The following is a 13,021-nucleotide window of genomic DNA, read 5'->3' as shown; positions in this document are numbered from 1 at the left end:
GAACGAGGAACAAGCGGCCCGGGTCCGGTCGAGTCGTGCGGATGCGCTTGAGCGGCGGACGGTGCGGCACGACTTGCGGGCGGAGGATTGAAGTTCGGACACAACGGCAAACAAACCCGTTTTGGCGTTGCGGACAACCTTGTAGATCGTATTCATGCGGTGCGGGATCCGAAGCAGAACATCGGTCGGGCGACGCGAGGAGAGCGATCGGCGACGATGCAGTCAATGGAGAAGCGGACGCTTTCAGCGAGACGTCCTACACAGGAAATCGGTATTTTTACCGTATTTTTTCGAGGAAAACCATAGGCGAGACGTCTTAGAAATGTAACAACCGAATCATCGGGTCCAATACGAACGGAAACTTCAAATCGTTAATTCGCTCCCGTACGGGAGGTGATTTTTAAACTCCTCTTTTTTTTGCGGGATCGGGCATTCTTTCCTTCATTCGGTGTCGTGGTTTTCAGTATTTCGTCGAAGCCTCGAAAAGCAAAACCGATCTTACGAGGGCGGCCCCAACGTTCGGATGCTTGTTTGGGAGGGGCCGAAGACGCTTGAAAACGGGCTCGATCCCGCAGTCGTGAGGCTGCTTCGGCGGGCGCGATGCGTGAAAACCCGAAACCGCCCGTTTCGGCCGAATCCGTAAGGTTTGCGAAATATTTGCCGTGTAGATTGCACCGCACAAGGCACCGAAACCCGCCCGGGCAACCGGCCGACCGCCGGACCGCGTCGTTTCGCGCTTTCCCGAGAAGAGACTCAACAACTCAACCCCAAAGAAGGATCCAAAAATGATCAAGACCTCGATTGCCGCCGCGCTCGCCCTTGCTCTCGCCGCCGGCTCCGCCATGGCCGAATTCAAGGACTTCACGGTGAACGGCGAACTCGTCACCAAAGCTCAGCAGGAACAGGTCGCCGCCGACGCGCTTGCCAACAACCCGAATCCCCATGGCATGATGATGAATGCCGAACTCGAGGATCAGGTCAAGCAGATGATCATCGAATACAAGGTCATGGCTCGTTATGCCAAGCAGCAGGGCATCGACAAGCAGGACGCCGTCAAGCAGGAAATCTCCACGATGACGGACATGATCCTCATGAAGCACGCCGTCAACGACTACTTGAAGGCCAACCCCGTTGAAGAAAAGGCGATCAAGGCCGAGTACGAAAAGGAAGCGAAGCGCTGGGGTCCGAAGGAAGTTCGTATCCGCCACATCATGGTGAAGGATGAAGCGACCGCCAAGGACATCATCGACCAGATCAACAAGGGTGCTTCCTTCGCGAAGCTCGCCGCCGAAAAGACGCTTGACACGCAGAGCAAGGACGTGGGTGGCATTCTCGACTGGACCTCGCCCTCCGTCTACACGGGCAACCTCGGCGACACGATCGTGACCCTCAAGAAGGGTGAAATGGCCAAGACCCCGGTTCAGTCGCCCGCCGGCTGGCATGTCGTGAAGGTTGAAGACATCCGTGATTCGCAGCTCTTCCCGAAGTACGAAGCCCGTAAGGAAGAACTCCGCCACATCCTCATGCAGCGCAAGGTTCAGGCCTTCATTCACGACAAGGTTCTCGGCGCCGACGTGAAGGACGCCGCGGCCAAGTAATCGACGTACCCTCAGATGCCCGGGATTCCATCCGGAGTCGTTCGGGCACCCCGTACGCGCACGACCACGCGCAAGAAGCGTCGACCGCTTTGGGTAACCCCTGCGGCGGCGCTTTTTTCGTAGGGGCTTTCGGAGCTTAGCGTTCGCAAGCCCCCGTGCGCCCTTTCTTTCAACCAACCTGAGACCAACTCCGTGACTGCTGAGATCGGGCACTACGCCCTTATCCTCTCGCTCGTCGTGGCGGCCGTGGGCGGCATTCTGCCGCTTTTGGGCGCCGCGCTCGACATCCGTTCGTGGATGCGTACGGGATCGGCCGCCGCGCTGACACTTCTCGTCACCGCCACGGTTACGATCGGCACGCTTACCTACGCCTTCGCTACGAGCGACTTCTCGATCCTGAACGTCGCCCGCAACTCGAACGAAAACCTCCCTTGGTTCTATAAGTTCGCCGCCGTCTGGGGCTCCCACGAAGGGTCCGTCCTCTTCTGGGTGACGACGCTTTGCTGGTGGACCTTCGCCGTGGCAGTCTCCGCCCGAAAGCTCCCCGAAAAGGTGCTCGCCCGAATTCTCGGGACCCTCAACCTGATCGTTTTCGGCCTCTACCTCTTCATCCTCACGACCTCGAACCCGTTCCTGCGTCTTTTCCCGCCCGCCGTGTCGGGTCAGGACTTGAATCCGCTTCTGCAGGACCCGGGGATGATTTTCCATCCGCCGCTTCTCTACCTCGGGTACGTGGGTTTTGCGGTTCCTTTCGCCTTTGCCGTTGCGGCTCTGATGGGCGGGCGCCTTGACGTTGCCTGGGCCCGTTGGATGCGTCCCTGGACGACCGCCTCGTGGGTGCTCCTTACGCTCGGGATTTCGCTCGGGTCCTATTGGAGCTACTACGAACTCGGCTGGGGCGGCTGGTGGGCCTGGGACCCGGTTGAAAACTCGTCCCTCATGCCGTGGCTCACGGGTACCGCGCTCATGCACAGTCTTGCGGTCACGCAAAAGCGCGGCGTCTTCAAGATTTGGACGGTGTTCCTCGCGATCCTCACGTTCTCGCTTTCGCTTCTCGGTACCTTCCTCGTGCGCTCGGGCGTTCTCACCTCGGTGCACGCGTTTGCGTCCGATCCGGAACGCGGTCTTTTCATTCTTATCTTCCTCGTCCTCGTGATCGGGTGCTCGTTCCTCCTCTTTGCCTGGCGCGGAAGTTCCGTGGGCACGACCTCAACCTTCGGGGCGCTTTCGCGCGAGTCGATGCTGCTTGGCAACAACCTCATTCTCGTCGTTGCGATGGCGAGCGTCCTTCTCGGTACGCTCTATCCTCTGGCGCTTGACGCCCTCGGCGGCGGGAAGATTTCCGTCGGGGCCCCGTACTTCAACGCCGTCTTCGGCGCGATCATGATCCCGATGGCGTTCCTCCTCGCGCCGGGTGCGATGGCTTCCTGGAAGAACCAGGATGCCAAAAAGCTCGTTCGCGAGATGCTCCCCGCATTCGTCCTCTCGGCGGTCTCCGCTGTGGCGATCCCGCTCCTTTTGGGCGAATTCTTCTGGATCGAAGCCGTGGCCTCTTTCCTCACCGTCTGGATCCTTGCGGGCGTCGTGACCGACGTCGTCAAGTATGCGCGCGTGGCGCGCCGTCAGGGGCGCTCGGGCCTCTCGCAGGGCGCGGGCTGGTGGGGCATGCACCTCGCACACGCGGGCGTGGCGCTTCTCATCTTCGGCTCGGCTACCGTGTCCCTCTATGAAGTGGAGCGCAACGTCACCATGTACCCGAACGACGTCGTTGAGATTCGCGACACCACGTTCCGCTACAACGGTTGGTCCGAATACCGCGGTCCCAACTACCAGGCGGCGAAGGGGTCGCTCTCCATCCTTTCGAACGGCGAAGAGCTCATGGAACTCAACCCCGAGAAGCGCAACTACGACTCCGTTTCTTCGATGACGATGACGGAAGCTTCCATCTGGCACCGTCCTCACGAAGATGTCTACGTGTCGCTCGCGACCCCGACCCCGGACGGGAACGGCTGGGTGGTGCGTGCCTACGTGAAGCCCTTCGTCCTCTTCATCTGGATCGGGACGCTATTCATGGCCCTGGGCGGCTCGGTCGCTCTCTTTGACCGCCGCAAGGCTTGATTCGGACGGGAGAAACTACTATGACGACTGTTCGAACGAACGCTACCCTCAACCGCTTTCTCGCCGCTTTGGGCGTGGCGACCTGTCTCGCTGCGGGTCCCGCCTTTGCGGCGGATGCCGCGCCTCAGGCACCCGCCGTCGATGCGTCGAAGCCCCTCACGGTTTCGCCCGCCGCGACCGAGCAGGAAATCGCCGCCTCAAAGTTTGCGGATGCGGTTCCCGTCAACAACGAGCCCGTCGACCTCGATCGCCTCAAGGCCGATCAGTCGGGCGAAGCGCTTCCTACCGAAATGGACCCGAAGGCGAACCCCCGGGTCTACGAGATCGCGAAGCAATTGCGGTGCCTCGTCTGCGCCAACGAAACGATCGCGGAATCGAATACCGAGCTCGCGATCGACCTTCGCAAGGAGGTGGCCTCGCAGGTGTCTGCAGGGAAGACCGACGACGAAATCATCGCCTTCATGGTGGAGCGCTACGGGGACTTCGTGCTTTTCAAGCCCCCCTTCAAGGCGAAGACCTACTTCCTCTGGTTGGGGCCGATCGTCTTTTTCGCTCTCGCCTTCTGGGCGATGGTGATGGTGGCGCGCTCCCGCCGTGCGGCGGCCAAAGCCCGACTTTCCGCCGCTACGCCCGAGACGCTTGAACGTGCGAAGGCCGTGCTGCGCGGCGAACTCGTTTTCTTCGAGGGCGAGTTCGTTCCCGCCCGAGAAGCCAAAGTTTCGAAGAGCATTTAAGTAGAGGAAGCCATGACGTATGAAATCATCTTCGGCGTTCTCGCCGCTCTGATGACGCTCTTTGCGATCGCGGCCTTCGGTTGGCGCCTCTTGCGCGGTCATGACGACCCGAAGCGCGAGTGGGCCCGTACGGAAGAGAACGTGGCGGCGCTTCGACACGAGTACGAACGCGCGCGCGAACGATTCGATGCGGGCAAAATGTCGAAGGACGAATTCGAAGAGCGTGAAAACGAGCTCGCGCTTCGCGTCCTCGACGAAACGACGCCCGAAGCGACGAAGCGTCACGTCGAAAACGAAGCGATGTATCCGCTTTCGACCCTTCTTGCGCTCCTCGTCGTGATTCCGGCGATGTCGGTCGGCTGCTACCTCTACTACGGGGACTTTTCGAGTCTCGACGAGGATGCGTACGACCAGATCGAAGCCGTTCGCGCCCAGGCCGAGGCCGAAAAGAACATTCTCGACTCCGTCGCCCGCCTCGAAGCGGCCGTCGCGAAGGATCCCGACACGCTTTCCGCATGGGAAATCCTCGCCGACCACTACAACCAGACGGGCGACCTCGAACGCGCTCAGGCCGCCTACGAGCAGGTGATCCGACTCGATCCGAAGAACGGCCTCGCCTACGCAGAACTCGCCGACGTGCTCGTTGCGAACCAGAACGGGGAGCTGACGGGCAAAGTGGGCGAATATGCCGACAAGGCCCTCGAGATCGACCCCTGGAACCAGAAGGCCCTGATGATCGGGGGCGCCGTCGCCTTCGACCATGCGGACTACAAGAAGGCCGCGATGCTCTTCAAGCGCCTTCAGGACCAGTTCCCCGAAGGGAGCGAAGTCTATACGGCCGTGAACCACAACATCGAAATGGCGAAGGACCTCGGGAAGTTCACCGAACTCCCGAAGGACCCCGTCGGTCCCAAGCCCCAGAAGGAAGGGATGCAGATGATGTGGGACGCGATCGGTCAGGGTCAGCCCGGCGCTCAGGGCGGCATGCCCCCGGGCATGGGCGGCGGCATGGGAGGCATGGGCGGCATGTCCGGTCTTCCCCCTGCCATGGAGTCGCTTCCTCCCGAACTGACGGGCGAAAAGAAGTAAGACTCCGACCGGTCCGAACCGCGTACGTTTGAATCGGCGCAAATCAAAAACGGGATCCTCCGTAACGAGGGTCCCGTTTTTTTAATGATGGAAGAGCAATTCGCAGGCCTTGGGGTGAAGAACGGATACGCTCTCCGGGAAGTCTTCAGGCGTGAGTGACGCTTATTGCGGGCGTTCGCACGTGAAGACGAGCTCGATGTTCCCGGCCTGGGAGAGAATGGTTTCGGCAACCGCCACGGCCGTCTTTTGATTCGTACGGCGGTCGACGACCGTGATCGAGACGGGCTTCATGGTGAGGTCCATATCCTTGCAGAACGCTTCGGCCTTCTGGAGCATTTTGACCTTTTCCGAGCTCAGCAAAATCCGTCAGGAACCCTCGCCCTCTAAGGGCGGGGAGGAATGACGGCTACGTGTCCCTTGAGTTCCGAATTGTGGTACAATTCTAACTGTAGCCACAAGATGCGAATTCACCGCCAATGCTTAAAGCCCTCCGTGTACGACTCTACCCCACGCCCGAACAAGCGCACTTCCTGCGCGGCCAATTCGGCGCCGTGCGGTTCGTTTGGAACAAGGGCCTCTATCTCAAGCGGCATTTTTACCGCGTCAAGGGAACCAATCTCGATCCCGTCCACGACCTGAAGAAACTTCTTGCCGTCGCCAAACGACATCCGAAGTACGCGTGGCTCAAGGACTACGACAGCATGGCGTTGCAGGAGAGCCTGCGCAATCTCGGTTCCGCCTTCTCGCGCTTCTTCAAGAAGCAGGCGGGCTTCCCGCACTTCAAGAGCCGACGCGGCGAGCAATCGAGTTATCACTGCACTTGCGTTTCCGTCGGAGAGGATTTCATCAAAGTCCCAAAGATGGACCCTATCAAGGCGGTGATCCACCGCCAGGTGGAGGGCAAGGTGAAGAGCATCACGCTCAAGCTCGATACCTGCGGTGATTTCTTTGCCTCAATCCTTTACGACGACGGGAAGAGCAATGCGGTCAAGCCGAAAGCCGTGCGTGTCTCCGAGGTTGTCGGGTTCGACGTGGGACTCAAGTCCTTCGGAACCGACTCGAACGGCCGCAAGATCGAAGCACCGAAGGCATATCGCCGTGCACGAAAGCGTCTCGCAAAGGCGCAGCGGTCTCTGTCCCGCAAACAGAAGGGAAGCGCGAATCGGGAGAAAGCGCGTCGTCGCTTGGCCAAACAGCATCGACGCGTAGCCCGCATTCGGAAGGACTTTCTGAACAAGGTGTCTCGAAAACTGGTGAACGAAAGCCAAGCATTAGTCGTCGAGACTTTGAAAATCAAGAACATGCTCAAGAACCATCATCTCGCCGGCGCCATTGCGGATGCGAGTTGGGGTGAGTTCGTCCGTATGACCGAGTACAAGGCCGAACGTGAGGGACGTTACGTCGTTCACGTCGACACCTACTTTCCGTCATCGAAAACGTGCTCGCAGTGCGGGTACAAACGAGACGAGCTCGATCTGTCGGTTCGATCGTGGACGTGCCCGAAATGCGGTGCACACCTCGACCGCGACGTAAATGCCGCGGTGAACCTGAAGGCGGAGGGCATAAGAATGTTGAGGGCGAACGGGCTGGTCGTCCTTCGCGCGTAAAGTTGCGCGAAAAGCCTGTGGAGCGGGTGTAAGTCCGGGCATGCCCGGCCGTCTGCGAAGAAGCAGGAAGCCTCGCCCAAGCGTCAGCTTGGACGGGGAGCAGTCACAGCCTTGCTGTAGGAACCGATAATGTTGGTGCCGTCGCCGAGCGAGGCGGGGCCCGTCATGTGGTTTCGCGCGCAGCCCGCAAGGGAGGCCGCCGTGAGGGCGACGAGGACGATGGAAATCTTCCGCATGGGTTTTCTCCTGTGGATAACGTCGAGTTGTCCCGAAAACTGTTCGGGGGCACCGAAAAATTCGGTGCGTCGGTCGGAAGGAATTATAGACGTCGCGTTTGCGGGCCTCGGGGGCGATTCGGAACGCCGAAGGGGAGAGCGCGGGTCGGGTACAATTCGCCGTGCGTTCGTTTTCACCCCATGAGCTCAACCGTGACCCCTGCGCCTCCGTCTTCCGGCAACGACGAGAAAGCCGGCTACGTCTATATCCTCACCAACGAAAGCTTCCGAGAAGACTGGATCAAGATCGGCAAGAGCGCGCGCCCCGTGAACGTGCGCTCCAAGGAGCTCGACAACACGGCCGTGCCGCTTCCGTTTTCGATCTACGCAACGATCCGTACCGTCAAGTACCATGAAGTCGAAAAACACGTTCACAAGCTCATTGACCGGCTCACACACCTGCGTATCCGCCGGAACCGCGAGTTTTTCAACGTTCCGCCGCAACTTGCGCTTGAAACGTTCCGCGACCTCGCCGCGATCATCGACGACGCTGTGATCACGCTCTACGAAGACAACAAACCCGTCCGCGAAGAGCGCCCGAGCCAAGGGGCGCTGCCCGGACCCGTGGCGCCGAAGAAGCCCTCGAAGGCCGAGCCGGCGGCGCCCGAGAGCGGCCCCGAGCGTTCGGGCTGTCGCGCCTCGCGTTTCCGCTTCGATATGGTTGGGATCCGTGAGGGGGGAGGCGATCGTTTTCGAGCCGACCGGAGTCGAGGTTCGTGTCGTCGCCGACAACAAAATCGAATACTTGGGGAAAACCTACACACTCTCGGGCTTTACGAGGGATTTCATACCGGAAGGCAAGAGGAACCGCTCCGGCGCTTATCAAGGCCCGCTTTACTTCTCGTATCAAGGCGAGAATTTGCAGGCCCTTCGTCTCAAGGCCGAGGCTGCGCATTCGTCCGAGCGGTAACCATCGGTCGACCCTGTCGGGCCTTGAGCCCGATATACTTCGAGAATCGCAAACTTTTCGGAGACTCGCCATGACGCAGTCCGTCCGCATTCTCGACTACATCCACGCTCCGTGCACCGGGGCCGAACTCGCCGCCTTCATTACGGAAGCGTTTGCCACCGCCGTTCATAAGGACGGTACCGAAGCCGAGCTCGTTCACCGTCTTCGCAACGACCCGGCCCGTGCGCTTCAGTTCCCCAACGAATTCGTCGCACTTGACGAAGAAACGCAGGAACTCGTCGGGCACGTGCTGCTTTCCCGCACGACGATCACGACCGCCTACGGCGACGAGATCGGGGCCGTCCTCCTCGCCCCCATTTGCGTGAAGCAGGAACGGCGCTCGCGCGGCATCGGTTCGGTCCTCATCGAAGAGTGCCTCCGTCAGTGCCGCCTTGCCAACGAAAAGTGGATGGTCGTCTTGGGCGATCCCGCCTACTACGGGCGATTCGGCTTCCGTCTCTTTGCCGAGTACGGCCTCACGGTCGAGGGCGATCCCGCGGGTGAGCTCCTCCCCTACAGCCAGGTCCTCGCCTTGACGGATCCCGCCGAGAAGCCCGAGCTCCTCGACAAGGCCCGCGTCGACTTCCTCATGGGCTACGCCGAATCCGACTCGAGCTCGGTGACGGTGACGATGGCCTGAGCCCTCGTACGACCGACCCAAGGTCGCGGACTCTGCGTCTTTTCCGAGAGGACCCTACGGAAAACCGCACCTTCCTCGAAGAATCCCGCGATCCTTCGCGTCCGTGTCTGAAACCCACCCCGAGCGGGGTGGGTTTTGTTCAACCCACCCGGTACGAATCGCTCCGGCTGTAGTCGCTCTTCGCGTGGGTTGCTAGAAAACGGCAATATCCATGCACCCCGTGTCAAGGATCCGAAGCGACGAATTGGCATGATGTTTCCATCCCGTGGGAAATCTTCCGCATCCGTTGTCGGAGCTCGGTCGTAACGGGGGAGGAACGACCGAGTCCCGACGAAGCCGTCGACTCACCGGTCATGGGTGACGGCTTCAAAGCTTGGCCCGACACTGCTCCCGTCGAACGCTTCTCGGGTTGGTCTCTTGGTGCGAAGGAGAGCTCGACGCAGCGGCCGTTGCGAACCTCGAACGCTTCGGCGCTTTCGAGCTCGGGCCCGTCCTCCTCACCGATCAACCGGGGCGTGTCGCAGAACGACAACTCGACTTGCTCCGGTGCTGCTTCGCCCCACGTTCCTCCCGCCGGTCGGAACGGCGCGATCGGGGGCTTCCGCCCTCCGTCCGCTCGCGGTCCATACGCATCCCGTTTTGTTTTCAGGTAATCTAGGTTTTCCCTTTCGGGAAGTGTTTCTTTTTTTTCCGGCCGCTCCCTGCGACCGATCTTCGTATGTTCAGCAACCAAACTCGAGGCATCCTTCTTGCCTTGTCGGCCGGCCTCTGTTGGGGGGTCATGAGCGTCGTCGCCCAGCATCTTTTCTCGATCCTCGGCTTCAAACCGTCCGACCTCGTCTCGGTACGGCTCCTCGCCTCGGGCGCCATCCTCATCGCAACCGAGTACCTCCTGCAGCGCAAGAACGTCGTGCGGCCGGTTTTCACCCGCGAGAACTTTCCCTCGGTCGTGCTTTACGGCGCGGGCGTACTGACGGGGCAATACTCGCTCTTTCTCGCGATCTCCTACACCAACGCGGGTACGGCCACAGTGCTCCTCACGACGGTGCCGCTCCTGATCCTTCTCTGGCTCGCCTTACACGACGGGCGCCGCATCCTGCCGCACGAGCTCTTCTGCTTCGTTTCGGCCCTTTTCGGCGTCGGCTGCCTCGTGACGAAGGGGGACCTCTCCACGCTCGACTTTTCCTTCGCGGGTGCCGGTTTCGCGCTCCTCTCCGCGGCGGCGGGCGCCTTCACGACCATTCAACCGCAGAAGCTCCTCTCGCGCATCGGCCCGGGGCTCACGTCGGGGTGGGGTCTTTTCGCAGGCGGCTGTTTGATCAGCGTTGTGAATCCTCCTTGGGCGGCCGACGTCGTGTGGTCGCCGGAGGCCATCGCCTCGTGCCTCGTCATCATCGTCGTCGGGACGGTGCTCGCGTTTCGCTTTTATCTCGCGAGCACGAAGCTCATTTCGCCCGCGGTCTCCGGACTGCTGCTTTCCAGCCAGCCGCTTTCCGCGGTAGTGCTTTCGTCCCTCTTTCTCGGCGTGACGTTCGGGCCCTGGGAGTTGGTCGGGGCAGGCGCCGTGCTCCTTAACCTCGTGATTCTTTCGCTCAACCGCCCGAAGCGGGCTCTGCATCCGGCATCCGAAACCGCAAAATCCGCCGAATCGTAAGAGAGGAGGGCGCAAATCACGTTCACGTGCAGCCGAATACGATCTTGACAAACGCCGAGCCGCTGGCTCATGATGAATCCGTCAATCCTGACTCTGCAATTGGAGGAGAGCGGCTCGGCATCGTCGAAAGCCGACCGACGCTCCTCTCAAACGTCTCGGAGGGAACGATCGTGCCGACCGACGAATGGCTTGAGAAATACCAATCCATCAAGGACAAACTCGTCTGCAAAACGGACTTGGACGCCCAATTTACAGAGAAGGTTATTGGAGGTATGGCGGTCGACGTGCTCGACATCGGGACCGTGCATTTCCCGACCGGAACGGTCTTCGCATGTGACCCGCTGATGGCGTTGGAAGAGACGCCGCCCTTTATTCAGACGATCCCCGCCGGGACCTATCCCGTCAAAATCTGCGTAGTTCCCAGCAAGAAATACGGTAACCGCTACGCCTGCGTCAAGGTGGCGATCCGAACGGAAAAGCCCGTTCGCTACGAGTTGGGCATGACAGGTCACGAAGACCTGAGCCAAGACTTGAGCGAGGGGGAATTTTTCGGATTCGACGTCGATGCCGGGATGGGTTGCATAGCAGACGTTCGGACGCAGGCGGCCTTCAAAGACTACTGGGCCAAGCGCCTGGAAGAAGACCCCGACATCGATCCCTACAACGACCTGTTCTCCGATCTGCTCGAAGAAAACGCGAAAGCTCACCCAAAGTATCAGGAAGAGTACGGCGACTGGCTCAACTGGACGGTGCCCGACACCGACTGCAATCTGCCCGTCTTCGCTTCCGGCTGGGGCGACGGCTGCTATCCCGTCTACTTCGGGTACGACGCCAAGGGCGACGTTTGCGCCGTGTACGTACGCTTCATCGACATCGAAGAGAGCTACCCGAACCGGGATTCCTGAACCACGGACGATTGCCTCTTCGCCGTCGCGAATTCTCCGAAGCGCAAAGAGGAAGGCGGGGAGGTCGCGTGTTCTCCCTCTTCGATCGACTGTCGAAATTTCAGTCTTTCCAAATACAAACACCTCCTTAACAGGAGGTGTTTGTATTTTCAGCTCTCACGACGCGGTCTCAATCAGTTCGTCCCACCGCGTCGTGGAGCACCGGGATTTTCGATCCTGCTTCATCCGCCATCGGGAGGAAAGGAGCGCCGCGGCGGGGACGACCGTCCCTTTACCGAAGCGCTTCTCGAGTCCGTCAAGCGTCGCCATGAGTTCGCGGCTCCGCTCCTTTTTGAGGTCGCTCTCGGGTTCCGCGAAGAGGGAGCGCTCGGCGTCGCGCTCCCGGAGACCCACGAGATCGGTCAGAATGATCCCCGCTTTTTTGTAGGCGAACCCTTTTCGGAACATCCGGTCGACGAGATCGAGCGCGGCGCAAGTGAGTTCGAGGACGTCGTTCGTCGGCTCGAAGAATTCCCGCTCGACGTCCGCAGCGTAAGAGGGGAGGTCGGTGCGGAAGGGATCCGTGAAGAAGTAGACCCGCAGACGCTTCGCGGTGAGCGACTCCCGTCGGAGCATCCGCGTCGACTCGGCGATGTGCGTCGTGACCGACGCCTTGATGTCCTCGATTTCGAAGCACGGTTCCCCGAAACTACGCGACCGACAAATCTGAAGCCGCTGCTTCGGGGTCGGTTCAAGCGGAAGGCATTCGACCCCTTGAAGTTCGAGGTGAGTGCATTCGAGGACGACCCCGAAAATCCGACGAATGCTCCCCGAGGGGATTTTCAGAAAGTCGGCCGCGGTCTGAACGCCCATGTTTCCGAGTTTCTCGGCCATGCGTCCGCCGATCCCCCAGATTTTCCGGATTGGGGTGAGGGCGAGCGCCCGCACCCGGCGCTCGGGCGTCAGATCGAACCAATTGAGTTGCCCGCCGAACGCGGGGTAGGTTTTGGCGAAGTGGTCGCACAACTTGGCGAGCGTCTTCGTCGGGGCGATGCCCGCACAGCAGGGAATGCGCGTCCACTGCAAGATGGTCGAGCGAATTTCTCGAACCACATCGTCGGGGTGTTTCGGGAGCCCCGTCAGATCGCCAAAGACCTCGTCGATCGAATAGCGTTCGAGTTCGGGCACCGCACGCACGATGATCGAGGCAACCCGATCCGAGATCGACTGATAGAGTTCGTAGTTCGACGAAAAGACCGCGACCTCGTTTTTCTCAAGGATTTCACGGATTTGAAAGAGCGGCGTGCCGCGCTTGAGTCCCAGTGCCTTCGCCTCGCGGGTGAGCGCGACGATGCAGCCGTCGTTGTTCGACAAGACCACCACGGGCTTCGTTCGCAGGTCGGGACGAAAGAGCCGTTCGCACGACGCGTAAAAGGAATTCGCGTCAAGGTGAAAGCAGATGCGCGCCATCAC

General features: G+C 60.4%; 12 protein-coding genes and 1 pseudogene. 9 read left to right on the top strand and 4 right to left on the bottom strand.

The features are described from left to right. Positions 1 to 45: 45 nt before the first annotated feature. Positions 46 to 156, bottom strand: a pseudogene (locus tag S6FBBBH3_RS11450) (ESPR-type extended signal peptide-containing protein); the annotation flags it as partial. 629 nt (positions 157 to 785) lie between these two features. On the opposite strand from S6FBBBH3_RS11450, the gene S6FBBBH3_RS06555 reads away from it, so the two are divergent. The 4 genes from S6FBBBH3_RS06555 (at position 786) to ccmI (ending at position 5,539) form a co-directional block, all read left to right on the top strand. Next, complete coding sequence (locus S6FBBBH3_RS06555) at positions 786 to 1,598, top strand: peptidylprolyl isomerase (RefSeq protein ID WP_120176986.1); 813 nt, start codon at positions 786 to 788, stop codon at positions 1,596 to 1,598. A 192-nt stretch (positions 1,599 to 1,790) separates the two neighbouring features. After that, positions 1,791 to 3,716, top strand: a complete 1,926-nt coding sequence (locus tag S6FBBBH3_RS06550; RefSeq protein WP_120176985.1) for a heme lyase CcmF/NrfE family subunit — start codon at positions 1,791 to 1,793, stop codon at positions 3,714 to 3,716. 20 nt (positions 3,717 to 3,736) lie between these two features. Beyond that, positions 3,737 to 4,450 (top strand): cytochrome c-type biogenesis protein, encoded by a 714-nt coding sequence (locus S6FBBBH3_RS11250; RefSeq protein ID WP_232008744.1) that lies wholly within the window; start codon positions 3,737 to 3,739, stop codon positions 4,448 to 4,450. 12 nt (positions 4,451 to 4,462) lie between these two features. Further along, entirely contained in the window at positions 4,463 to 5,539 is a 1,077-nt protein-coding gene (gene ccmI, locus S6FBBBH3_RS06540; protein ID WP_120176984.1) for a c-type cytochrome biogenesis protein CcmI, read from the top strand. 162 nt (positions 5,540 to 5,701) lie between these two features. Here ccmI and S6FBBBH3_RS11080 read toward each other — a convergent pair whose 3' ends face one another. Beyond that, on the bottom strand, positions 5,702 to 5,875 hold the full coding sequence (locus tag S6FBBBH3_RS11080; protein ID WP_170143855.1) for a hypothetical protein: 174 nt from the start codon (positions 5,873 to 5,875) through the stop codon (positions 5,702 to 5,704). 140 nt (positions 5,876 to 6,015) lie between these two features. Between S6FBBBH3_RS11080 and S6FBBBH3_RS06535 the strand changes: the two genes are divergently transcribed. Further along, positions 6,016 to 7,146 carry an RNA-guided endonuclease InsQ/TnpB family protein gene (locus tag S6FBBBH3_RS06535; protein WP_120176983.1) on the top strand — a complete coding sequence of 377 codons (1,131 nt, stop codon included), beginning with the start codon at positions 6,016 to 6,018 and terminating at the stop codon, positions 7,144 to 7,146. 83 nt (positions 7,147 to 7,229) lie between these two features. Here the strand turns inward: S6FBBBH3_RS06535 and S6FBBBH3_RS11075 are convergent, their stop codons facing one another. Next, positions 7,230 to 7,382, bottom strand: coding sequence for a hypothetical protein (locus S6FBBBH3_RS11075; protein WP_170143854.1), 153 nt, complete (start codon positions 7,380 to 7,382; stop codon positions 7,230 to 7,232). Between the two features lie 180 nt (positions 7,383 to 7,562). Between S6FBBBH3_RS11075 and S6FBBBH3_RS11160 the strand changes: the two genes are divergently transcribed. The 4 genes from S6FBBBH3_RS11160 (at position 7,563) to S6FBBBH3_RS06515 (ending at position 11,569) form a co-directional block, all read left to right on the top strand. After that, entirely contained in the window at positions 7,563 to 8,405 is an 843-nt protein-coding gene (locus S6FBBBH3_RS11160) for a GIY-YIG nuclease family protein (protein ID WP_197714295.1), read from the top strand. Further along, a complete protein-coding gene (locus S6FBBBH3_RS06525; protein WP_120176982.1) occupies positions 8,402 to 9,010 on the top strand; it encodes a GNAT family N-acetyltransferase in 609 nt (202 codons plus the stop codon). The genes S6FBBBH3_RS11160 and S6FBBBH3_RS06525 overlap by 4 nt, the downstream gene beginning before the upstream one ends. Positions 9,011 to 9,728: 718 nt before the next feature. After that, positions 9,729 to 10,664 carry a DMT family transporter gene (locus S6FBBBH3_RS06520; protein WP_120176981.1) on the top strand — a complete coding sequence of 312 codons (936 nt, stop codon included), beginning with the start codon at positions 9,729 to 9,731 and terminating at the stop codon, positions 10,662 to 10,664. A gap of 44 nt (positions 10,665 to 10,708) precedes the next feature. After that, positions 10,709 to 11,569, top strand: a complete 861-nt coding sequence (locus S6FBBBH3_RS06515) for a DUF4241 domain-containing protein (RefSeq protein ID WP_197714294.1) — start codon at positions 10,709 to 10,711, stop codon at positions 11,567 to 11,569. A 156-nt stretch (positions 11,570 to 11,725) separates the two neighbouring features. Here the strand turns inward: S6FBBBH3_RS06515 and S6FBBBH3_RS06510 are convergent, their stop codons facing one another. Further along, on the bottom strand, positions 11,726 to 13,018 hold the full coding sequence (locus tag S6FBBBH3_RS06510) for a Y-family DNA polymerase (RefSeq protein WP_120176979.1): 1,293 nt from the start codon (positions 13,016 to 13,018) through the stop codon (positions 11,726 to 11,728). Positions 13,019 to 13,021 lie beyond the last annotated feature (3 nt).

This window comes from Sutterella megalosphaeroides (assembly GCF_003609995.1).
GTDB lineage: Bacteria > Pseudomonadota > Gammaproteobacteria > Burkholderiales > Burkholderiaceae_F > Sutterella > Sutterella megalosphaeroides.
The sequence above is the reverse complement of the archived record's forward strand: the minus strand, read 5'-3'. Positions and strand labels throughout refer to the sequence as shown.

What these genes read in the sequence shown, in the direction of transcription:
- S6FBBBH3_RS06555 (WP_120176986.1), top strand. Translation starts at nt 786, where the DNA reads ATGATCAAGACCTCGATTGCCGCCGCGCTCGCCCTTGCTCTCGCCGCC.
- S6FBBBH3_RS11250 (WP_232008744.1), top strand. Translation starts at nt 3,737, where the DNA reads ATGACGACTGTTCGAACGAACGCTACCCTCAACCGCTTTCTCGCCGCT.
- ccmI (WP_120176984.1), top strand. Translation starts at nt 4,463, where the DNA reads ATGACGTATGAAATCATCTTCGGCGTTCTCGCCGCTCTGATGACGCTC.
- S6FBBBH3_RS11080 (WP_170143855.1), bottom strand. Translation starts at nt 5,875, where the DNA reads ATGCTCCAGAAGGCCGAAGCGTTCTGCAAGGATATGGACCTCACCATG.
- S6FBBBH3_RS06535 (WP_120176983.1), top strand. Translation starts at nt 6,016, where the DNA reads ATGCTTAAAGCCCTCCGTGTACGACTCTACCCCACGCCCGAACAAGCG.
- S6FBBBH3_RS11075 (WP_170143854.1), bottom strand. Translation starts at nt 7,382, where the DNA reads ATGCGGAAGATTTCCATCGTCCTCGTCGCCCTCACGGCGGCCTCCCTT.
- S6FBBBH3_RS11160 (WP_197714295.1), top strand. Translation starts at nt 7,563, where the DNA reads ATGAGCTCAACCGTGACCCCTGCGCCTCCGTCTTCCGGCAACGACGAG.
- S6FBBBH3_RS06525 (WP_120176982.1), top strand. Translation starts at nt 8,402, where the DNA reads ATGACGCAGTCCGTCCGCATTCTCGACTACATCCACGCTCCGTGCACC.
- S6FBBBH3_RS06520 (WP_120176981.1), top strand. Translation starts at nt 9,729, where the DNA reads ATGTTCAGCAACCAAACTCGAGGCATCCTTCTTGCCTTGTCGGCCGGC.
- S6FBBBH3_RS06510 (WP_120176979.1), bottom strand. Translation starts at nt 13,018, where the DNA reads ATGGCGCGCATCTGCTTTCACCTTGACGCGAATTCCTTTTACGCGTCG.